This window comes from Macrococcus sp. GL_134 (genome assembly GCF_057834705.1).
On the sequence record NZ_CM174409.1, the window covers coordinates 287,123 to 307,396 of the forward strand.

23 protein-coding genes are annotated in these 20,274 nt (G+C 41.8%); 17 read left to right on the forward strand and 6 right to left on the reverse strand.

What is annotated here, in order from left to right:
- The first annotated feature begins 66 nt into the window (after positions 1 to 66).
- Genes AC3IPL_RS01630 through AC3IPL_RS01645 form a run of 4 tightly spaced genes read left to right on the forward strand, consistent with a single transcriptional unit; the run spans position 67 to position 2,845 of the window.
- Positions 67 to 606: a DNA-3-methyladenine glycosylase I gene (locus AC3IPL_RS01630; protein WP_489241321.1), complete on the forward strand. Its 540-nt coding sequence runs from the start codon at positions 67 to 69 to the stop codon at positions 604 to 606.
- Between the two features lie 14 nt (positions 607 to 620).
- Positions 621 to 1,643 carry a S66 family peptidase gene (locus tag AC3IPL_RS01635; RefSeq protein ID WP_489241322.1) on the forward strand — a complete coding sequence of 341 codons (1,023 nt, stop codon included), beginning with the start codon at positions 621 to 623 and terminating at the stop codon, positions 1,641 to 1,643.
- A gap of 27 nt (positions 1,644 to 1,670) precedes the next feature.
- Positions 1,671 to 2,420, forward strand: a complete 750-nt coding sequence (locus AC3IPL_RS01640) for a class I SAM-dependent methyltransferase (protein WP_489241323.1) — start codon at positions 1,671 to 1,673, stop codon at positions 2,418 to 2,420.
- A 5-nt stretch (positions 2,421 to 2,425) separates the two neighbouring features.
- Complete coding sequence (locus AC3IPL_RS01645) at positions 2,426 to 2,845, forward strand: NUDIX hydrolase (protein WP_489241324.1); 420 nt, start codon at positions 2,426 to 2,428, stop codon at positions 2,843 to 2,845.
- Between the two features lie 81 nt (positions 2,846 to 2,926).
- On the opposite strand, the gene AC3IPL_RS01650 is transcribed toward AC3IPL_RS01645, so the two are convergent.
- A complete protein-coding gene (locus AC3IPL_RS01650; protein WP_489241325.1) occupies positions 2,927 to 4,063 on the reverse strand; it encodes an MFS transporter in 1,137 nt (378 codons plus the stop codon).
- Positions 4,064 to 4,229: 166 nt separating this feature from the next.
- On the opposite strand from AC3IPL_RS01650, the gene AC3IPL_RS01655 reads away from it, so the two are divergent.
- Complete coding sequence (locus tag AC3IPL_RS01655) at positions 4,230 to 4,868, forward strand: tetratricopeptide repeat protein (protein ID WP_489241326.1); 639 nt, start codon at positions 4,230 to 4,232, stop codon at positions 4,866 to 4,868.
- A gap of 323 nt (positions 4,869 to 5,191) precedes the next feature.
- Positions 5,192 to 6,538 (forward strand): YjiH family protein, encoded by a 1,347-nt coding sequence (locus AC3IPL_RS01660; RefSeq protein WP_489241327.1) that lies wholly within the window; start codon positions 5,192 to 5,194, stop codon positions 6,536 to 6,538.
- Positions 6,539 to 6,616: 78 nt separating this feature from the next.
- Here AC3IPL_RS01660 and AC3IPL_RS01665 read toward each other — a convergent pair whose 3' ends face one another.
- The 4 genes from AC3IPL_RS01665 to rarD form a co-directional block, all read right to left on the reverse strand.
- Positions 6,617 to 6,937: a heme oxygenase gene (locus tag AC3IPL_RS01665; protein WP_489241328.1), complete on the reverse strand. Its 321-nt coding sequence runs from the start codon at positions 6,935 to 6,937 to the stop codon at positions 6,617 to 6,619.
- Between the two features lie 17 nt (positions 6,938 to 6,954).
- Complete coding sequence (locus tag AC3IPL_RS01670) at positions 6,955 to 7,671, reverse strand: SDR family NAD(P)-dependent oxidoreductase (RefSeq protein WP_489241329.1); 717 nt, start codon at positions 7,669 to 7,671, stop codon at positions 6,955 to 6,957.
- 105 nt (positions 7,672 to 7,776) lie between these two features.
- On the reverse strand, positions 7,777 to 8,037 hold the full coding sequence (locus tag AC3IPL_RS01675; protein ID WP_489241330.1) for a SunI/YnzG family protein: 261 nt from the start codon (positions 8,035 to 8,037) through the stop codon (positions 7,777 to 7,779).
- A gap of 136 nt (positions 8,038 to 8,173) precedes the next feature.
- Complete coding sequence (gene rarD, locus AC3IPL_RS01680) at positions 8,174 to 9,067, reverse strand: EamA family transporter RarD (protein ID WP_489242232.1); 894 nt, start codon at positions 9,065 to 9,067, stop codon at positions 8,174 to 8,176.
- Between the two features lie 115 nt (positions 9,068 to 9,182).
- On the opposite strand from rarD, the gene AC3IPL_RS01685 reads away from it, so the two are divergent.
- The 9 genes from AC3IPL_RS01685 (at position 9,183) to AC3IPL_RS01725 (ending at position 16,599) form a co-directional block, all read left to right on the forward strand.
- Positions 9,183 to 9,725: a hypothetical protein gene (locus tag AC3IPL_RS01685; RefSeq protein WP_489241331.1), complete on the forward strand. Its 543-nt coding sequence runs from the start codon at positions 9,183 to 9,185 to the stop codon at positions 9,723 to 9,725.
- 72 nt (positions 9,726 to 9,797) lie between these two features.
- Positions 9,798 to 10,307: a metal-dependent hydrolase gene (locus tag AC3IPL_RS01690; protein WP_489241332.1), complete on the forward strand. Its 510-nt coding sequence runs from the start codon at positions 9,798 to 9,800 to the stop codon at positions 10,305 to 10,307.
- 60 nt (positions 10,308 to 10,367) lie between these two features.
- Positions 10,368 to 11,555 carry a UTP--glucose-1-phosphate uridylyltransferase gene (locus tag AC3IPL_RS01695; RefSeq protein ID WP_489241333.1) on the forward strand — a complete coding sequence of 396 codons (1,188 nt, stop codon included), beginning with the start codon at positions 10,368 to 10,370 and terminating at the stop codon, positions 11,553 to 11,555.
- 8 nt (positions 11,556 to 11,563) lie between these two features.
- Positions 11,564 to 11,794 carry a hypothetical protein gene (locus tag AC3IPL_RS01700; RefSeq protein WP_489241334.1) on the forward strand — a complete coding sequence of 77 codons (231 nt, stop codon included), beginning with the start codon at positions 11,564 to 11,566 and terminating at the stop codon, positions 11,792 to 11,794.
- A gap of 87 nt (positions 11,795 to 11,881) precedes the next feature.
- Complete coding sequence (locus tag AC3IPL_RS01705) at positions 11,882 to 13,042, forward strand: efflux RND transporter periplasmic adaptor subunit (RefSeq protein WP_489241335.1); 1,161 nt, start codon at positions 11,882 to 11,884, stop codon at positions 13,040 to 13,042.
- A gap of 176 nt (positions 13,043 to 13,218) precedes the next feature.
- Positions 13,219 to 13,371, forward strand: coding sequence for a TipAS antibiotic-recognition domain-containing protein (locus tag AC3IPL_RS01710; RefSeq protein ID WP_489241336.1), 153 nt, complete (start codon positions 13,219 to 13,221; stop codon positions 13,369 to 13,371).
- A gap of 91 nt (positions 13,372 to 13,462) precedes the next feature.
- Positions 13,463 to 14,323, forward strand: a complete 861-nt coding sequence (ypfJ, locus tag AC3IPL_RS01715; protein WP_489241337.1) for a KPN_02809 family neutral zinc metallopeptidase — start codon at positions 13,463 to 13,465, stop codon at positions 14,321 to 14,323.
- A 67-nt stretch (positions 14,324 to 14,390) separates the two neighbouring features.
- Positions 14,391 to 15,932, forward strand: a complete 1,542-nt coding sequence (locus AC3IPL_RS01720) for an amidohydrolase (RefSeq protein WP_489241338.1) — start codon at positions 14,391 to 14,393, stop codon at positions 15,930 to 15,932.
- A gap of 193 nt (positions 15,933 to 16,125) precedes the next feature.
- Positions 16,126 to 16,599: a SepA family multidrug efflux transporter gene (locus tag AC3IPL_RS01725; protein WP_489241339.1), complete on the forward strand. Its 474-nt coding sequence runs from the start codon at positions 16,126 to 16,128 to the stop codon at positions 16,597 to 16,599.
- Between the two features lie 56 nt (positions 16,600 to 16,655).
- Here AC3IPL_RS01725 and AC3IPL_RS01730 read toward each other — a convergent pair whose 3' ends face one another.
- Entirely contained in the window at positions 16,656 to 18,116 is a 1,461-nt protein-coding gene (locus tag AC3IPL_RS01730) for an alpha-amylase (RefSeq protein ID WP_489242233.1), read from the reverse strand.
- Between the two features lie 156 nt (positions 18,117 to 18,272).
- Between AC3IPL_RS01730 and AC3IPL_RS01735 the strand changes: the two genes are divergently transcribed.
- Together AC3IPL_RS01735 and AC3IPL_RS01740 are read left to right on the forward strand one after the other, a co-directional pair.
- Positions 18,273 to 19,319: an Mrp/NBP35 family ATP-binding protein gene (locus tag AC3IPL_RS01735; RefSeq protein ID WP_489242235.1), complete on the forward strand. Its 1,047-nt coding sequence runs from the start codon at positions 18,273 to 18,275 to the stop codon at positions 19,317 to 19,319.
- A gap of 13 nt (positions 19,320 to 19,332) precedes the next feature.
- Complete coding sequence (locus AC3IPL_RS01740; RefSeq protein WP_489241340.1) at positions 19,333 to 20,034, forward strand: KinB-signaling pathway activation protein; 702 nt, start codon at positions 19,333 to 19,335, stop codon at positions 20,032 to 20,034.
- Positions 20,035 to 20,274 lie beyond the last annotated feature (240 nt).

Genomic DNA, 20,274 nt, shown 5'->3' on the forward strand with positions numbered 1-20,274 from the left:
GGGTTCAATGAAGCAGCATCAGCTGCTTTTTTGTTGGTATGGAATGAATAACAGATAAAAGAGGGGATGGCTATGAAACGTTTCAGCTGGGCAGATACGCATCCGTTAATGACGGAATATTATGATACAGAATGGGGGCAGCCGGTTTTTGATGACCAGCTGCTCTTTGAAATTCTTGTGCTGGAGAGTTTTCAAGCAGGATTGTCATGGTTGACAGTCCTGAAGAAAAGAAAAACAATGCAAAATGCATTTAATAGGTTTGATATCAGTGATATTGTGAAATATGATGAGAACAAACTAAATACGATTTTGGAGATGCCGGACATGATTAAGCACCGTGCGAAGATTCACAGTGTAGTAACAAATGCTGCTGCCTTTCAAGAAGTGCAGCGGGAATTCGGGACATTTTCGGATTATTTATGGTCAATTACGGCGCATCAACCGCTTATTAGATATTATGATGACGAAAAGGATGTCCCAACAAAAGATGAATTGTCGTTGATGGTCAGTCACGATCTGAAAAAACGGGGATTTAAATTTGTTGGACCTGTGGTCATCTATTCTTATTTAGGGGCGGTCGGCATTATTCAGGACCGACTACGATAAAAGGGATGAGATGAATGAAATATCCAGAATTAAACGAGCACCATGTCATTGGTGTAACGCCCGTATCCAATGGAATTTACCGTGAGACAGAAGAAATGTTCAGACAGACATTTGAACGGATGGAGTCGCGCGGCTTCAAAGTAAAGAAAAAAGATGCGATATGGGGTCAAAAAAAAGCACGTGCCTGTTCTGGAGAAGAACGTGCTGCATATTTAATTGAAATGATGAATGATGATGAAGTGGATATCATCATGCCGCCGTGGGGAGGACATTTAGCAGTCGATATGCTTGAATACATGGATTTTGCAGAACTTCAACCGAAATGGCTGACCGGCTATTCTGATATATCGACAGTGATGCTTGCTATAACGCTCAAGACTGGAATTGCGACTGCTCATATGGCAAACATCGTCGATCTGCGCGGTGAGGAGATGGACCCCGTAACAGCTAAGTGGCTGGAAGTACTCGGAACAAAGGCGGGAGAGTCAGTAGAGCAGGTTTCTTCAGAACTGTACCAGGAAGAATGGGATCATGAGAATCCGACGTCTATCGTCTTCAAGCTGTCAGAACAAACTGAATGGAAAGGCTTTGATGCGATAGGGGACCGAGTGTCCGGAATGCATATCGAAGGGCGACTGCTCGGAGGATGTATCGACTGCTTCCGTCATCTGATAGGGACTGAATACGGTGATGTAGAAGGCTTCCGACATCATATTAATCATGAGTCAATTCTATGGTATATCGATGACAGCGAACTTGATACAGTTGACTTCAAACGCTCACTTGTTCAAATGAAGTATGCTGGCTGGTTCGATGACTGTGCAGGTATAATATTCAGCCGTGTCGGCAAACCTGAAGTCAAAGAAGATTATACGTATGAAGATCTGTACAGAGAACTAGCGCAGGAGCTCAAAATCCCAGTCCTCTATGATGTAGATTTCGGACATAAACCGCCGCAGATGACGATTATTAACGGCGCATATGGTATGATAAACATGGAAAAAGGCAAAGGGCAGTTCACACAGCGATTTATTTAGCAGCATGTGAAACAGGGGGTAAGAGAGTTGAATCATACCGAATTGTTTACAAACAAAGCAGAAATCTATGAATTTGGCAGACCATCGTATCCAGATGCGCTGCTTGCTTTTATGAAGGATCAATTCTCAATCAATGAACAGACAGTCGTAGCAGATGTAGGAGCAGGGACAGGTAAATTTACTGAGAAGCTGTTGGACCTCGGCTGTAAAGTCGTGGCGATAGAACCGAATCATGCGATGGCTAATGAACTAAGAGACGGATTGATGTGCAGCGAGTTACAACTCAGTGAGCAGCCGGCTGAATATACAGAACTGGAAAATAACAGTGTAGATATCATCACTGCTGCTCAGTCTTTCCATTGGTTCAACGCAGAGCAGTTCAAGAAAGAATGTCAGAGAATTCTTGTAGACAATGGGCCGGTCTGTCTCATCTGGAATACTAGAGTAGCAACAGCTGAGATTAATCAAAGAACGCATTCAATATTCACAGAACATTGCCCGGACTTCAAAGCATTCAGCGGAGGAGACAACAGCGAAGAAGAGAAGATTAGTGACTTCTTTGATGGGCAGTTTAAACTCTTTGAACTCGACTATCCCCTTGACTATACGCTGAAGAAATTTGTCGGTAGATGCGTCTCAGCCAGTTATTCACTTGACCCAGTACATGAAAACTATCCTGCTTTTGAACAAGCATTGATTAAAATGTTTCAGGAATTTGAAAAAGATGGCACTGTACAAGTTCCAAACATTACCAGGTGTTATTATGGGTATTTGTGAGTGCTATGAAAGAATTTAAAGGGTCAGCTGGTATTTGTGTGAAAGATAACAAGTTGTTAATGGTTCTCCAAGGAACACTTGATGAAGAAAAATTATGGACTGTTCCTTCAGGGGGACTAGAGCAGGAAGAGACATTCGAACAATGCTGTATTAGAGAATTTCATGAAGAAACTGGATATCATGTTGAGATTAAAGAGTACTTACAGACAAAGTCTTCTACAATCAAAGATTTTCAAGTGACAGTTAAATATTACTTAGTAAATATAATAGGTGGAGAAAAAACTTTTCATGATCCAGACAATCTTATTCATGATATCCAATGGATAGACAGTGATAAGTTCAAAAATTTAAAATTGTCATTTGAAGAAGACAGGGAAATGCTGCTAGCCTTTATTAATCAAAAGAAATTTCGTCAAACGCAATGAGAAGGCCGGGAAATGATGAAAATAATAAACCGATTAGAAATACGCCTACAAATTCAAGATTTGCAGGCGTATTTCAATTCATTATCTTTTAATAGTCAATGCAATCAATAAACAAGCAGCTCCTAGGGCTGCTGCAATATAAGCGCTGTATGACGGGGCATAATATTCGACAAGCACACCACCGATTAATGCACCAAAGCCGATGCCGGCGTTCAGCGCAGACATATTCCATGCCATAATCTGACTGGTATCGCCTTGTACTTGCTTGATGATTCCCATTTGAATCGCAGGGTTCGTCCCCCACTCTGATAAATTCCATATAAGAATAATAAACAGTAACAGCAAGTAAATAGGTAATGTCACGTTTAACAACAGCACTGAGACAATAAATACTGATATGCTGATGATTAACCATTTACGGCTGCCGAGTCGATCGGTCATTGCACCCCCCAGGCTGGTCCCGGTCATGCTGCCGATTCCTGCCACGAATAGGGCGATGGATACTGCTGATAATTCATAACCGCCGTTCAACATGATAGGACTGATATAAGTGAAGACAGCGGCATTCGCTGCCAATATTAAAAAGGTAATAGAAATATATTTTGCTGCTTCTTTTGGATGGAGTAGTCTCGATGTTCCTGCACTAGCATCAGAGTCTTCTGCAGGCTTAATCTTATTCGGCAGCTGGAACATTAGTAATATCGCTGCGATAAAACTGACTGCGACTATCATCCAGAATGTCGCACGCCAGCCGAACCACTCGCCGATTTTAGTCCCGATCGGCACACCGAAAACATTGGCCCCGCTGAAACCTATATAGACAAGTCCGAGCATTTTGCCGCGGACTTCCGGTTTACTTAAAACGACGGTCAAAGCAAGCAGTTTGACTACGATCAACGATGCTGCTGATGATGCAATCACGCGGCCGATGACGATCACCGTAAATGTAGAACCACCAGCATTAATAGCGTTCCCGATAATGAATACGCCCATCGTGACCAGCAGCACCCATTTCGGCTCATACTTGTTAGTCAATTTGACAAGAATAGGACCGGACAATGCGAAGGTAAATGCATAGATAGTAACCAGCTGGCCGGCAAGTGCTTCTGATATATTTAAGTCGTCACTAACCAGCGTTAAAATTCCTGCAATCATCAGCTCGACCATTCCGACTACAAAAATACTGAGTATAAACGTAAATAATTTAGTATATGACATAGAATTCCTTTCTGATGAAGTTGTATGATGATTATAACAAATACTGACAAAAGAACAACAATAGTTGAATGATCAAGAATATTCTCTAAACTCAGCGCTATTAATAGACTTTCGAAATTTCTCGGTTTAAAATTTATATAAAGACATATCAATGAGGTGGACAAAAATGGACATAAACGAAAGAATTGAGCAGGCATTTGAAGCGTTTCATGAAGGTGATGAACAGCAGGCGGAACAGTTATTTGCTTCTTTACAGAAAGAAGTGACGCCTGAACACCAAGACTACAATCAGTATTTAAGTGCATTAGGCTATTACCATACATTGAAATTGAATCTCGAACAAGCAGTTCACGTTTATCAAGAGCTGCTTGATAGAGCTGAAACACCTGAAGACCAATACGAAGCTATTCATGAACTAGGCATAGTATCCCGTATGGACAGTGAATTTGAGGCGGCCAAACACTATTTCTCACAGGAAGAAGACCTCATCAACCGTCATTTTCCTGATGAACAATTATTGAAGTTCATCAATTGCTATGAAGTCGGGTACGTCTATATGCAGGAAGGGAAATATGACGAAGCGGCAACCAAGTTGAATGACGCCTTGAAACTAGCAGGAGACGAAGGTGATGAGTCTGGTGTCGGTTCAGTGTATCGGGCACTGGGAGAATTAAGTGCTGCACAAGGTCAAGAACAACAATCAAAAGCTCACTTTAAACTTGCCAAAGAGAACTTCAAAATTGCTGGTGATGATATCAGCATAGAAGAAATTGAGATGCTTGAGTCTATCATCTTTGAAGTTTAGTGTATCTTCAAAGATGAAGGATAGGTCATGTTGATTACAGAATGAGCTGTGGCGGCACGTCCGGACTATGTGGAAGAGCCTGCACATAGTGAGTTGTCGACGATTTTAACGGCTGAGAGACAGAGTAGAATCCTGTCTCTTTTTTGTATTGTAAACGGTTTCAAATCTATGTATAATCATTCATAGAAACTGTATCCATCACTCTTTAAACTAATAAAGAATATTTAGTTATTTTAGTGCATATTAATACTTCATCTATGTTATTATATTTTTAGATATAATGTATTTTTATTACTTAAAGTGAATAATTTTTGGAGGAATCTATGAATAGCTATACTGATAGTCAGCGCAGAAGAGGCATGTGGAAGTTCATTATCGCATCAATCATTGGTATTTTTCTCTTTATGACACCACTTCAAGTTGGTGGAGAGACAAGTTTACCGGTTGCAGTTCTTGCTGGTAAATTTAAAGCACTTATCGGTGGATTTATGCCGACATTGATCTATTTCACTATTATTTTATCTATCTTCATTACCATTTACTTTTCGGTTACTCGTAATGCTAAAACATCATTCTTGAAAAATTTATTTGAAGTCAATTGGATCTGGCTGCTCATTCGTATACTGGGCGGGATCTTTGCAACTATCGTCTACTTCAATATGGATGTCCCGTGGATCAACACTGAAGATACAGGCGGACTGATTTATGATGGATTACTGCCGACATTGATCACGGTATTCTTCTTTGCCGGTATCTTCCTGCCGCTGCTGATGGATTACGGCTTATTTGAATTCATCGGTCCGATGTTTTCACGTGTGATGAGACCCTTATTCACATTGCCCGGAAGGTCAGCAGTAGAGAACTTAGCATCATTTGTCGGTGATGGAACAGTCGGTGTTATGATGGCATCCAAACAGTATGATGAAGGGTTCTATACAAGACGTGAAGCAACGGTCATTGCGACAAGCTTCTCGGTGGTATCCATTACATTTGCTATTGTGGTTGCTAAAGAAGTTGATTTAATGAATCATTTCTTCTATTTCTATTTCACGGTTATCGTTTCTTGCTTAGTAGCGGCAATGATTACGCCGCGAATATGGCCGTTACGACAAATTAATGATTCTTATTCTAACGGCTCAACGAAACGCTTAAGTGAAGAGACACCTGATACGCATAATGTTATCACCTATGGATTTGAAAATGCAGTTGAACGGGGGATTAAAGCCCCGGGTATTAAAGGACTGTTAACACTTGGAACACGAACAGTAATGGATATGTGGTTTGCAGTGCTGCCTGTTGTCATGTGTATTGGTACGCTTGCGACGGTCATCGCTGAATATACACCTTTCTTCACGTGGATTGGAGCACCGTTCGTACCACTCCTTGAACTGATGCAGGTTCCTGAAGCTGTGGCAGCATCAGAGACTATTCTGATTGGTTTTGCTGATATGTTCCTGCCGGCTATTCTGATCGGCGATGTACAAAGTGAATTGACGAGATTCATCGTTGCCGCGTTAAGTATTTCACAGCTGATTTACTTATCAGAAGTAGGGGGCGTCATCCTCGGCTCAAAAATTCCAGTCAGTCTTCCTAAGTTATTTGCCATCTTCTTAATCAGAACAATCATCATCCTGCCGATCATCGTTGTGATGGGGCATATGATTTTTTAGAATGTGCAGCATCATTAAATCAGGACAAAATATCATCCCTCATGCACTGCATGAGGGATGATATTTTTAGTGAAAGTGTTATTTTTCAAGTGTTGTCTGTAATTGTGCGATGACAATTTCTGAGCCGAGCATTGGTGACTCGCCTTGCTCTTCATTGTTTGATGGACGGCTATGCGCTTGTTTGAAAGCATCTGAAGTCTTCCACGCTTCAAAATCCTCCAGTGTTTCCCAGTAAGTGTGGACGTATAGTTCATCGTATTCCTCATGATTGGTGACAGACCAAGTTTCTATTTTTACAAATCCTTTTGATTGCTGTGTAGCGCCACCTTTTGTGAACATAGGGGCCATTTTTTCAGCAAAGCCGGACTTTAACTTAATGCGGTTAGTTACGATGTACATGTTATTTCCTCCTTGTTTTAAGATTGCTGTGGGTTAGTAGCCCAGATCTGATTTGTTTTGACAAATACACGTCTATTCAACTGCAGCTGGCTGACGATGACGTCTGCGATATCTTCTGCATGAATCATTGTGTCAGGGTTGAGTGAAGTCTCACCGATCAACTCAGTCAGTACAGCAGATGGATTGATGGTAAATGTGCGGATATTGTATTTTCGCATTTCCTTCATGACCCCTTCAGTCAGTCCCGTCAACGCAAATTTTGTTGCAGAATAAGCGGCTGTCTGTTCGGAAGAATTAATCGCTGACATGGATGCGATGTTCACAATGTCACCTGTCTGTCTTTCAATCATATGAGGCAGTACTTGCTGCATCACATAATATGGGCCCATGACGTTTGTCTCAAAAGAGTCGCGGAACATCTCCTCTGTCGTATCCAGGAATAAGGCGTTGTTCATTACTCCGGCATTATTGATGACAATATCAATCTGTCCGAATGTTTCAAGCGTGTGGTCGACCGCTGCCTTAATGTCATCAACGTTTCTGACATCTGCTGTAATCGCAGTCGCAGCTATATCATAAGCATCTGCTTGTGAAAGTGTCTCCTGCAATGAATCTTCGCTCCGACCGGTAATCGCGATGTTCACACCTTGGCTTGCAAGCTTTAAGGCGATGGCACGCCCGATACCGCGCGAACCGCCCGTGATTAATGCTGACTTACCTGCTAAATTTTCCATGTTCCATCTCCTTTCGATATTGCTATCGTATCAAAAAGTAAATCCAATCTCCTAATTATAAGAACGCAGCAAACAAAAAAGCCATCTGATTAGATGGCTTGTTCATTATTTATTTAATTCGTTAAGGATTTTTTTGTCATTGTGAGTATAAATGATGTAGTGTTTATCTTTAGTATCTAAAAGAATGCGGTTTGTTTTACCGAAAGTAGAACCAATTCTCACGACGTTAGCGTCATTTTCGTTTGTACCAGCGTAAATATTAGTATCTTCCTTAACACTTACAATGTCTTCATTCGGGATAACGATGTCTGCTACACGCCATTTAATGTTAACTTCTTTATCATTTTTAGTTACTGTCATTGCCATTACTAAACACATCCTTATCATTTTTATAGCTTAAATATATCTCATTGTGCATCCGCTTACAATGAATGTGATGGGTTTAAATGAATTTAAATGAAATTAACTATTTTTGAATGGTAATGAAATGTTTTTAAGCGGATCATCGACGTTGAGCACGATATTGCTTGTATTTAGAATAACTGTAGATAATCAGCCCGGCCCAGATAAAGGCGAATGTAACGAGATGCGTCGTAGTGAATGCTTCATTATAGAAGAAGACCCCCTGCATGAACATCAATGTCGGTGCAATATACTGCAGAAATCCGATGAGTGATAATGGAATACGTGTAGCTCCAGCTGTGAACAGAATCAACGGTACTGCCGTCAATATTCCTGAGAACAACAGAATGCCGCTGTCTGCATTGTAACCGAAGTAACTCATATCACTGGATTTCAAGTACATCAGGCCGATCAAAGCAAACGGCATAGATGCCAGACATTCTAGTAAAATCGTGAACATGGCATCCATATGGACATTTTTCTTGATCAGTCCATACAGTGCAAACGATACAGCAAGCAACAATGAGATGTAAGGGACTTCACCGATGGAGATTGCCATATAGAGTACGCCGAGTGCAGCGAGAATAATCGATGTCCACTCGATTTTTGAGAAGCGTTCTTTCATGAAGATCATGGCGAGCAGAATACTCATCAATGGATTGATATAATAACCGAGGCTTGCCTGCAGCACGTGATGATTAGAGACAGCCCAGATGAAGAGGCCCCAGTTGACCGCAATGACTATACCGGCAACAAACAAGCTGATGGCAGCTTTTTTATGCTGTAGCAGTTGAATGGTCTGTACTTTCAGTTCATGTGTCTTGTTCAACGCCAATATAAGAACCACCATAAAGACAAATGACCAGATGATGCGGTGTGCGAGTATTTCGTAGGCATTGAAATGATCGATAAGGCGCCAGTAGATAGGGAGTATGCCCCAGATTAAATAGCTGCTTGCCGCGAAAATAATTCCTTTTTGTTGTTCAGACATGATGCGCCTCCTTATGTACTGCTATAATAATAACAGAAATCAAATGGTATATTAAAAATAAATTCACATTTCACAGATAATCAGTATAATTAAATAGATACAGTATGTTAGGAGAGAAATGATGAAGCAACTAATGATTCTGCTGTTTAGCCTATCTGTATTGTTAGCAGCATGTAATGACGAACCGAAGACAGAAGACAAACCCAAGGCAGAAGTGAAAATCAACAAAGCGGATGATGCCAAGAAAAAGATTGAAGAGGCGAAAGAGCGCGGCCGCAAAAATGCAGATAAGACAACTGAAGAAGACAAATTTGATACAGAAAAATATAATCAGGCACGATTGTGTCTGACGGATGCGGCTATTGCAGGCAAAGGTAAATGTACAGACATTGAGAATTCAGAAGAGTATTCCAAAGCATGGAACAATTTGACGAACGAAGGCTATATTTGTCAAGGTAATCAATGTTCTCTAGTGGAAACGGAAGCACCGACGACAGAAGTGCCAGTAACAGAAGTGCCAGTGACAGAAGCGCCAGTGACAGAAGCGCCTGTGACGGAAGCACCGCCTGTCGAAGAGCAGACTGAACAGCCAGTCTCGCCCTTACCTATCGAGCCGGGCGGACTATCTACTGAAGCCCCGATACCAGAGGTGGCCCCATAATTCTTTTAATCAAAAAATCTACTCCTCATTTAACGAAGAAGTAGATTTTTTTAATCCTGAAGAAAGGAGCAGATGATGACAGGAAAAACTCATGCAGCATTCGGTATACTGCTCGGTACAGCCTATGCGCTGAATACGCCTCATGATATCGGTACAAGCGCAGTTATTATTGGAACAACAGGAGTCTTCAGCATATTACCTGATATTTGTCATTCCGGCAGCAAAGTAGGAAAAGAGTTCAAGCTGCTGAGCAGATTGATTAATTTTTTCTTCGGACATAGGACCATTACGCATTCGCTGTTATTTATGGCTGTCATTGCGGTAGTCATGACGCTCCTCAATATCGAACTGACTTATATTATTTGTGCATTGATCGGGATATCAAGCCATATTGTGCTTGATATGATGACACCAAGAGGGGTGGCGCTTTTCTTCCCGATTGATATGAAGGTGACGATGCCGGTGACTTTTAAGACCGGAGGCGTTCTCGATATGTCTCTCGCCACTACTTTTTCTGTGCTGACCGCTTATTTAATCTATACAGAAATGTTTCATCGGACATTGGACTGGATACATTTATAATGCACAGGACGGATAAAATAACTATAATAAAGAGAAACTATTGACCTTAAAGGAGAAATTATGGCTGATATTCAAGATTTACCTCAATATAATCACCACTTAATTATAGAGATGATGACGATGATGTCAGAAAACGAAAAGAACACTTTGGAACAGCAGCTTGGAGCGATCAGTCTCGATGAAGTCAAAGAACTTTATGACACGGTCTATGTAAACCGTCATGTGGAAGTACCGCCAGGGGAACTCACAGACGTTGCAGCAGAAGTGAAACGTGAAATGTCCGACTCCCGTATAGCAGCGCTTGAACAGCTCGGTCTTGAAGCAATTCAGCAGGGCAGATTTGCCGCACTATTGATGGCAGGTGGTCAAGGGACGCGCCTTGCACACAAAGGTCCAAAAGGCACATTCTCATTTGACGGCATCAGTCTGTTCAAAATGCAGGCAGACCAGCTGTTATCATTGAACAGCCGACTGAATGTCACGATTCCATGGTTTATTATGACAAGCGATATCAATCATGCAGAAACACTTGAATTTTTCAAGAGTCATCATTATTTTGATTATCCTGAGGAAGCCCTTACTTTCTTCAAACAGCCGAATGTCGTCGCCTTGTCTCCGGACGGGGAACTACTGCTGAACGAAAGCAGTGAACTGCTGACAGCCCCTAACGGTAACGGCGGCGTATTTGAAGCGATGGCGGCTACTGGGATTTATGAGCAGATGGCACGTCAAGGTGTATCACATGTTTATTTGAACAATATCGATAATGTCCTTGTCAAAGTACTTGATCCGGTGCTGTGCGGACTAGCAGTTGAGTCACGTGCAGATGTCACAACAAAAACAATCGCTCCTCTTGAAGGTGAAAGTGTCGGCCGCGTCATTATGGCAGATGGCAGGAAGCGTGTGATGGAATACACTGAACTGCCTGAAGGGATGGAGAACACGTTTAACAATGCTAACATCGGCATCCATGTCTTTAGATTGGATTTTCTTGAACAAGCATCAAAGCATCAACTGCCCTATCATCTGGCAGTGAAAAATTTGACTCAGCTGGATGAAGATTTTGAAGTGGTGAAGAAAGAAACATTGAAGTTTGAGAAGTTTTACTTTGATATCTTCCAATATGCACAGTCATTCAGCACGCTTCAAGTAGAACGCGGTAGTGAATTCAGCCCGCTCAAGAACAAAGAAGGCACTGACAGCATCGAAACAGCACGTCAAGCATTAATAGAAAACGGCATATTGTAGGTGATTGGATGTATCCATATATCGGAATGACCATTATTGCGCTCGTCAATTTCTATTTTGCCTTTTACTATATTTTAGGCGGAGGCCGTGGTGAACTGATGTGGATGGGAATTGTCTCGTTGCTTGTCGGCATCATATTCCTGCTGCTGTTGAATCGATATCATCGGTCTGTCAAGCGTCAGAATATGACTGACTTCAATTCCCATATAAAATCTGACGACGACCGACTGCTCAAGTAATTTACAAAGAGTTTAGATTTTCTTAACACTGACCTATTTTTGTGTTGCTATACTAAGATTAAAATTAATGATATAGAGGGTTACGCCATGAAAAAGAATTGGTTCTGGCCGGTTGTATTAATCCTTGTAATACTCGGGCTCATCATCATCAGCGGTATTTACATGGCACTCCGGGCAATCGATGCAAACAATACAATAGCAATAGATGAGCGGATGAAGAATCACGTCATCACGGTAGAAGGCGAAGCGACACAGAAGCTAGGATTCTATTATTTAAAAGGCAAGCAGAAAGAACCAGTGCTTATGCATGTGCAGGTAGGTGATGCAGTTCAAAAAGGCGATCCTTTATTTACGTATGTCGATGACAAGCTGAATAATGAAGAGGCTGAAATTGCACTGCGGATTGATAACAAGCGGATAGAAAAACAGCAGGTGGAAGGTCAGATTGCTGCCTACGAAGATCAGCGTCTGGAAGCGGATTTAGAAGATGCAGCAACGATTGATGCACAGCTCAACTGGCTTGACTCTGAGCTCTCAAAAGCAGAGAATAACATCAACATTCTCGAAGAAAAACAGAAAAAAGTTGTCAGAAAAATTGACAATCTGACAATCAAAGCCGGTGCAGATGGCGACGTTCTTGCAGTTAATGATGAGCAGGTTCAGGCATTCACCAGTGCGCGTCAGGATCAGCCGGTCGTGACATTGAGTGTTGATGCACTGCATATCGATGGGGTGGCGAACCGCTATGAAGTTCAGTTTTTAGAACCGAACTTGAAGCTTCAAGCATCACGGGATGGTTCCGACAAAGCATACAAAGGGCAGCTCGAAACTATCAGCCGAACACCAGTCGATCATCTAGACAGCGGCAGTCTGCCGAAAACACCAGAAGCACCAGTCGAGACAACAGAAGAACCTTCAGCTGAACAACCTGAACAACCTTCAGAATTCAAATATACGGCGTTTTTTGAACAATCTGGTCAGCTGATGGCCGGTGATACGCTTCATGTGAAAATCTATCCGTCATTTAAAAATCATATTTGGCTGCCGGAACGATTTGTCAAAAAAGAGGTCATCACTACTGAAAACGGCCAGAAATTAAAAACAGCTGTCACGAAATACTATGTCCAGAAAGTATACGGAGAAGAGATAAATAAAGAAGAAGTCACAGTAAAGAAACATGTCGATGGGCAATATTTAGTGACTGACGGCTTGTCGTCGATCGATAAGATCACTGTGTTCGATCAATAACTAGATTCCATGAATCGTTTTCGCTTGAAATTCAAAGAGAAACGATTCTTTTTTTACAAAAAAGAAGAAGACTATCAGCAGGTGACAGCGATTGATCGCAATATTAAATCACTTCTGACTGATGCAGTGACTAAACATAGAGAACTCCGGAACAGTAGGGTGCACATATTGCCTCGTTGCATCTCAGCTATTACTGGCCGCAGTACAGACGGGAGATGCATCTCGGATTAATGATGACGTACGAAGCAGACAACCGTTTCAAAGCGTACTATGAAGTCGTTCCTGGTGCGGCAGATTATTTGATTGCTGCTGTAAAATATCATATATGATTAATTTCTATGTTTGAATGATAAATAATATTCTATAATGGGTATTAAACAATAAGTTATTCATTAACAGCTTATTTTAGGAGGATACATTATGGAATGGCAAGGGAGACAGGGGAGTTCAAATGTAGAAAATGTCGGTGGCGGCGGTGGTCGTGGTCTAGCAACTGGCGGCGGTGTCGGTTGTCTTGGTATTATTATTGCGATCGTTTATATGCTGATGGGCGGAGATCCGACTGATATATTAGGCGGCGGTACATCTAATCAGCAGACGCAGCAGACTCAAACGAATGACTCCGGACAGTCGGGTCAGACAGAACGTGAACAGTTTGCCAGTGTTGTACTGAAAGATACGGAAACAGTATGGAACAAGTTGTTCCAGGATGAAGGATTGACTTACGAAGAACCAACGATGGTATTATTCTCTAATGCTGTCAGCACAGGCTGTGGTAACGCTGGCTCAGAGATGGGGCCATTCTATTGTCCGGCTGACGAGAAACTCTATATCGATTTGACGTTCATGGATGAGCTTGATCAGCGATTCCAGGCTCCTGGAGACTTTGCCATGGCCTATGTCATCGCACACGAGGTCGGTCACCATGTACAGAATCAACTAGGGACAGCTGACAAAGTGAACCGTTTAAGACAACAGTTAAGCGAAAAAGAATTCAATCGATATTCTGTAGCGATGGAACTTCAGGCTGATTATTATGCCGGAGTGTATGCCCATTATGAACAGAAGATGGGTGTCACTGAAGAGGGAGACATCGAAGAAGCTATTAAAGCAGCCCATGCGGTTGGTGATGATACATTACAGGAACAGTCTATGGGACGTGTCAATACGGATACATTTACCCATGGTTCAAGTGCTGACCGTATGAAGTGGTTCAAAAAAGGTTATGAGACTGGAGACATCCGCGGCGGCAATACATTCAGTGAAATGGGACTTGAATGATAGTCATGCGTTGTATTAAAAGATATACTAGCGATAGTATATCTTTTTTTATTTTAGGGGGATGAAGATGAAGATTTATCATAATGGTCCAATATATACGATGGAAGCTGACGGCAGACAGGTGGCAGCTGTCGCAGTTGATGATAACCGCATTACGGCAGTATTTGATGAGGTACCTGAACTAGATGCAGATTATATAGATTTGAACGGACGGACGATGCTCCCGGGACTTATCGATACCCATATCCATTTGGTCGGTACAGGAATTGCTCTCGGTGGGATTGATTTTAGAGATGACCGCGCGATTGATACGGTTAAGCAGAAGATCAGAGAAGCGGTAGATTGTTTACCTGACAATAGCTGGCTCGTCTGCGAAGGATATGATGATAATCAGCTGGGTCACCGGATGACGCGTCAGGAACTGGATGAATTGACTTCTCACAAAGTACTGATCAAACGTATTTGTCGTCATGCCGCAATCGTGAACAGTGCAGCACTCGAAGCGCTGAATATAACAGATGACGTTCAAGACATGGAAGGCGGCCGTTATGAAAAACAGAACGGCGTATTGAACGGCTGGGTACATGATGCTGCAATGGAGCAATTCGTCGATGCCAGCATGCATGAAACAGAACAATCACTCACGCTTCATATGGAACGCGCGGCAGATGCCATGCATGCGGTTGGTTTGACCACTATTCACACAGAAGACCTAGCGTATTATCAGGATTTCCACAATGTCTTCAATGCTTACAAAAAGACATTCGGCAAAGGTAAGAAACAACTGCGTCTTAATCTGCTGAGACATACTGCCATATTTGAAGAACTGATGGCGACAGATTACACTTATGACACATGGATCAAAGCTGACAGCATGAAATTTTACGCGGACGGTGCGCTTGGTGGAAGAACCGCGTTATTCCGTGAACCATACAGCGATGCACCGGAGACGTCGGGGCTTGCGATATATACGCAGGAAGAGCTGGAAGCACAAGTGCAGAAGGCGAGACGTCATAACGCAACAGTTGCTGTGCATATGATTGGTGACCGGGCGTGTGAAATGGTGCTCGATGCTATTGAAAAGTATCCCCCAGCAACAGGACGTGACCGCTTGATTCATGTCAGTTTTCTTGGAGCTGATTTAGTAGACCGCATAGCTGAACTGCCAGTTATCTGTGATGTACAGCCGTCATTCTTGACATCTGATTTTCCGTGGGCAATGGATCGTGTCGGCGACGAACGTATTCAATATGCCTACATCTGGCAAACATTGCTTGACCGGGGAATTGTCATCGGTGGTGGATCAGATGCACCGATTGAATCATTTAATCCACTTGTAGGGATTGATGCTGCAGTGAACCGCAGACCATTTGACGGAGACACTCAATATACAATGGCTCAGGCACTATCAGTATTTGATGCTGTGCGCCTGTATACTGTACTTGCAGCAGATGTCGCACAACGCCCGGACAATGGACTAATAAAAGAGGGTTACTTGGCTGACTTCACGATACTTGAAGAGAATCCCTTTACAGTTGATCCTCTTGATATTCACAAAATAAACGTCGCAATGACTATTGTTGATGGGGATATCGTCTATAGAAAATAAATTGGAAGGCCGTGTTTGAGCAGGTTTCGCGATTTCTCGGCCTTCAAATTAAAAAATCACGGCCCTCGCCGTGATTCTTGTTCAAGATTGTTTACGCCAGTCGAAATCTGATCTTTTGAAATCTTGTAATTCAAAGGAAACTCTAATCGTGCACTTAGTTGATCAATAACAAGTTATAGAAAGAGGTAATTCATTGAAACGCTTTAAAATTCACGGCAAGTCTCTCCTCTCCATCGTAATGATTACAGCTATCGTCTTAATATCCGGTATTACTTTTTTATTGATGGTCGCCTTTGGATTGTATGGCTTGAGCCGCATTTTAATTTATTTACAGCTTGCTGAATTCACCTATAATCAGAGTATGATTGATAATTTATTTTATTATGGGTCCTATATAGTATCCGGCTACTTCCTGCTCTTAGTAATAGAATTTATTATTGATGAACTGAAGAAAAGAAATCCCGAACATTCATTTTTTAAAGGCGCTAAATATCATATCTTTATCGTTTTTATGAATACGACTTTCTTTTATTTGTTTGTCCATTTGAACTATGAACACATTAGAATCAATTACTTTGTCATCTTGATAGTCATCGGTATACTCTATGCACTGACAGAGTTTTTCTATCCTGAGAGTGAAAACTTGAATCACAAAGATGATGACTGACATATTGGTATAAATAACACCCGGCTGATGACAGCCGGGTGTTATATTATGTTCGATTATTCTTCTTTTTGACAGTAGACAGATACACTGCCTGGGTTGACTTTAAAAACACCATTTCCATCTTCGTCAATAATCACTTCTTCGTCACGTGTGTTAGTATAATCAAGCCACACTTGACCTTGTTTTTCCTTGCCGACAAACATCGTTTTTTCGGCATCTTCATTACTGCTGTTGATGATGACGGCACATCCTGAATTCTCTACTTCTTTGGCACCGCGTCTGACCCAGCCGATGACGTTCTTGTGATCGAAATAATCATCCTGCTGACCGAATGCTTTTTTCTTGCGGACATATAACAGTGGGTCGATAGCCATTTGTTTACCATCAACCGGATGCTCACCGGCGATACCATAATAATCACCGTAGAAGACAACAGGGAATCCGTCGTAACGCAGAAGGATTAATGCATAGGCACTCTGTTTGAACCAGTCCTGAACAAATGATTCCAGGGATTCACCGGGCTGAGAATCATGATTATCAACAAATGTGACAGCGTTCAGCGGGTTTTCTTTGACCAATGTATTATCGAATATCGTTCTCAAGTCATAGGCAGCACCAGCTTCTGATGCTTCTTTTAAATTATAGTGCAGCGCAACATCGAATAGGTCGAGAGAATATTCAGCATCAATCAAGAAGCTCTCGTTCGTCTGAACATCGGCACGCCAAAACTCTCCGACAAAATAGAAATTATTATTTGAGTGTTCATTCATTGCCTTGATGAAGTCGCGGATGAAATAACTTTCGATATGTTTGATGGCATCAAGACGCATACCATCAATTTCAAGTTCGTCGATGAGCCATTTGCCCCATTCAATCATTTCATTTCGGACATCCGGGTGCTTATAGTCGATGTTACTGAACATCAAATAATCGAAATTCCCCTTTTCGTCATCCACATTTTCATTCCAGCCTTTATTGTCGCCGAGAATGCGGTACACGCCGGTATTACCTGTTTTGTGATCATAGTCTGTGCCGTTGAAATGTGTGTAGTTCCAGATGAAGTCACTGTATTTGCCGTTACGACCTGGGAACGTGAATTTCGTATAACCTTCAATATCAAACGGTTCAGAAATCACGTCTGTTCTATTATCTGCGTCAACTTCAACCACTTTGAAGAGTTCTGTTTCATCAGCACCTGCTTTGTGATTCATAACGATGTCTACATATACTTTAATATCGTTGTCGTGGCAGGCTTTGATTGCTGCTTTTAGTTCATCTTTAGTGCCGTATTTCGTACGCACACTGCCTTTTTGATCAAATTCACCGATATCAAAGTGGTCATAGACACTGTAACCCGGGTTCTGGTTATGGTCAGCTTTAGTGACCGGTGGAATCCACACAGCGTCGATACCGCGTTCTTTCAGTGTTGCTGCATCTTCTTTTAATCGGTTCCAGTGATTACCGTCTCCATTTGTGTACCATTCGAAATATTGCATAATTGTGTGATTAAGTATCATCATGTTCCTCCAGATTGTATAAGTATGTTTGTTAATAGCCTTAATTATACTCTTTCAATCATAAAGTAGTTAAAAATTTGTCATATAATAGATTTATACAAAGGACGGGTTTTTTGTTATTCTTATAGTAATGAATATTTAAAGGGGCGTATGAATGTGTTAACTGTAGAAACAGCAGCAGATCTACTTGGCGAACTTGCCGATCCAATTATCAATGTTCCATTGAAAGAAACAGGCGGCGTCAAAGAAGTATCCATTAAAGAAGAGAAGGAACATATCAGTGTCAAGATTGCGATTGCAAAATTAGGCGGTCAGACTCAGCTGGATCTCCAGACTAAGATTGTAGACACTTTAAAAGCAAATGGTGCACGTACAGTCGGCCTTAGATTCGAACAGCTCGATGACGCGGCACTTGAACAGTTTAGAGGTCAGACAGGCTCTGAGATTGAGCGCCAGCTTGAAAATACAGAATTTATTTCCATTGCTTCAGGTAAAGGCGGCGTCGGCAAATCAACTATATCTGTCAACCTGGCTGTGGCACTGGCGAGACTCGGCAAAAAAGTAGGTTTAGTCGATGCAGATATATATGGATTCAGTGTACCTGACATGATGGGTATTACATCTCGTCCCGGCATTAAAGGAGAAACCATCCTGCCTGTCGAACGATTTGGTGTCAAAGTCATTTCGATGGCTTTCTTTGTAGAAGAGAATGCTCCTGTTATTTGGCGGGGGCCGATGCTCGGCAAGATGATCAATAATTTCTTCCAGGAAGTCGAGTGGGGAGAACTGGATTATATTCTGCTTGATTTACCGCCCGGTACAGGAGATGTAGCACTTGATGTGCATGAAATGCTGCCGAAGAGCAAGGAGATTGTTGTGACAACGCCGCATCCAACTGCTGCGTTTGTTGCTGCAAGAGCAGGAGCTATGGCACTTCATACAGACCATGAGATTCTTGGAGTCATCGAGAATATGTCATACTTCGAAAGCCGAGAAACTGGCAGCAAGGAGTATGTGTTCGGAAGCGGGGGCGGCGAAAAGCTTGCGCATGAGCTCAATACAGAATTATTGGGCCAGCTGCCTCTTGCGCAGCCTGACTGGCAGGAAGATGACTTTGCACCGTCAGTATACGGAGCAGATCATCCACTTGGAGTCATCTACAGAAATATGGCGGCAAAAATTATCGAGAAGACTGAGAAATAAGAGAGGCACGATTGTGACAATTAGAAATTTAGGTAAATTTTATGGCATCACGCTATTGATTGGTATGATCACGACGTTGCTGGTCAGCCTGATATTCGGATATGATCGTTTAACGGTCTACTTATTCAAAGGACAGATTGGAGAGTTTCTCGCTGCATTCGTCTGGTTTATGGGTTATGGATTATTGATTGCCTCAGTGAGTCAACTAGCTTACTTTAGTTATCTATTCATCCATCAGCTTGGAGCCGGGATTTTCCGCTCGGCCTGGAACCCTATACAGGCAGTCATCACTGTCTTTGCACTGTTTGATTTAGTTTATTTCAGGTATTTAAGATTTGGCAGACAAGAAGGTGATGTTCAGCAGTTCATCTGGATTCCAATTCTTATTTTGATTGCGGCACTGATTGTAACGTACTACAAAGTGAAGATGACGAACAACAGTGTCGTCATTCCAGCATTGTTCTTTATGATTGTCATGACCACTGTTGAATTGATTCCATTTTTAAGAGTGGAAGATACAACGTGGCTATACTGTACTATCTTTCCGCTTTTATTATGCAACGCCTATCAGCTGTTAACATTGCCGAAGTATAACGAGGCATCAAGACAAGAACGTTATGCACGCAAAGTCGCAAAAGGTGAGATCGCGCCGGAAGAACGTGTGACTGTAAAGAACACGAAAGTTGTTTCAAAAAAGAAAAAGAAGCGGTCATAACTTTATATAATGAAGTAGATCTGAACGAGATCTGCTTCTTTTTTTAATGGATTTAAAAAGATTAAAAAAAGTTGAATTAAAGTGTTGACTTTAAAAGGTCAGCTTGTTAAGATATAAAAGTCGCTGAAAACGACAACAACACTTGAAACAAACGCTATAAAGCAGCTGCACGAAAGTGTAAAATTGATACTTGCGAAAGTATCGCAAACACTTTATAGTATATAAGGTAGTCTTAATTCT

What these genes read in the sequence shown, in the direction of transcription:
- ypfJ (WP_489241337.1), top strand. Translation starts at nt 13,463, where the DNA reads ATGGAATGGCAAGGGAGACAGGGGAGTTCAAATGTAGAAAATGTCGGT.
- AC3IPL_RS01655 (WP_489241326.1), top strand. Translation starts at nt 4,230, where the DNA reads ATGGACATAAACGAAAGAATTGAGCAGGCATTTGAAGCGTTTCATGAA.
- AC3IPL_RS01675 (WP_489241330.1), bottom strand. Translation starts at nt 8,037, where the DNA reads ATGGCAATGACAGTAACTAAAAATGATAAAGAAGTTAACATTAAATGG.
- AC3IPL_RS01695 (WP_489241333.1), top strand. Translation starts at nt 10,368, where the DNA reads ATGGCTGATATTCAAGATTTACCTCAATATAATCACCACTTAATTATA.
- AC3IPL_RS01650 (WP_489241325.1), bottom strand. Translation starts at nt 4,063, where the DNA reads ATGTCATATACTAAATTATTTACGTTTATACTCAGTATTTTTGTAGTC.
- AC3IPL_RS01630 (WP_489241321.1), top strand. Translation starts at nt 67, where the DNA reads ATGGCTATGAAACGTTTCAGCTGGGCAGATACGCATCCGTTAATGACG.
- AC3IPL_RS01665 (WP_489241328.1), bottom strand. Translation starts at nt 6,937, where the DNA reads ATGTACATCGTAACTAACCGCATTAAGTTAAAGTCCGGCTTTGCTGAA.
- AC3IPL_RS01685 (WP_489241331.1), top strand. Translation starts at nt 9,183, where the DNA reads ATGATGAAGCAACTAATGATTCTGCTGTTTAGCCTATCTGTATTGTTA.
- AC3IPL_RS01670 (WP_489241329.1), bottom strand. Translation starts at nt 7,671, where the DNA reads ATGGAAAATTTAGCAGGTAAGTCAGCATTAATCACGGGCGGTTCGCGC.
- AC3IPL_RS01690 (WP_489241332.1), top strand. Translation starts at nt 9,798, where the DNA reads ATGATGACAGGAAAAACTCATGCAGCATTCGGTATACTGCTCGGTACA.
- AC3IPL_RS01720 (WP_489241338.1), top strand. Translation starts at nt 14,391, where the DNA reads ATGAAGATTTATCATAATGGTCCAATATATACGATGGAAGCTGACGGC.
- AC3IPL_RS01645 (WP_489241324.1), top strand. Translation starts at nt 2,426, where the DNA reads ATGAAAGAATTTAAAGGGTCAGCTGGTATTTGTGTGAAAGATAACAAG.
- AC3IPL_RS01700 (WP_489241334.1), top strand. Translation starts at nt 11,564, where the DNA reads ATGTATCCATATATCGGAATGACCATTATTGCGCTCGTCAATTTCTAT.
- AC3IPL_RS01635 (WP_489241322.1), top strand. Translation starts at nt 621, where the DNA reads ATGAAATATCCAGAATTAAACGAGCACCATGTCATTGGTGTAACGCCC.
- AC3IPL_RS01730 (WP_489242233.1), bottom strand. Translation starts at nt 18,116, where the DNA reads ATGATACTTAATCACACAATTATGCAATATTTCGAATGGTACACAAAT.
- AC3IPL_RS01705 (WP_489241335.1), top strand. Translation starts at nt 11,882, where the DNA reads ATGAAAAAGAATTGGTTCTGGCCGGTTGTATTAATCCTTGTAATACTC.
- AC3IPL_RS01660 (WP_489241327.1), top strand. Translation starts at nt 5,192, where the DNA reads ATGAATAGCTATACTGATAGTCAGCGCAGAAGAGGCATGTGGAAGTTC.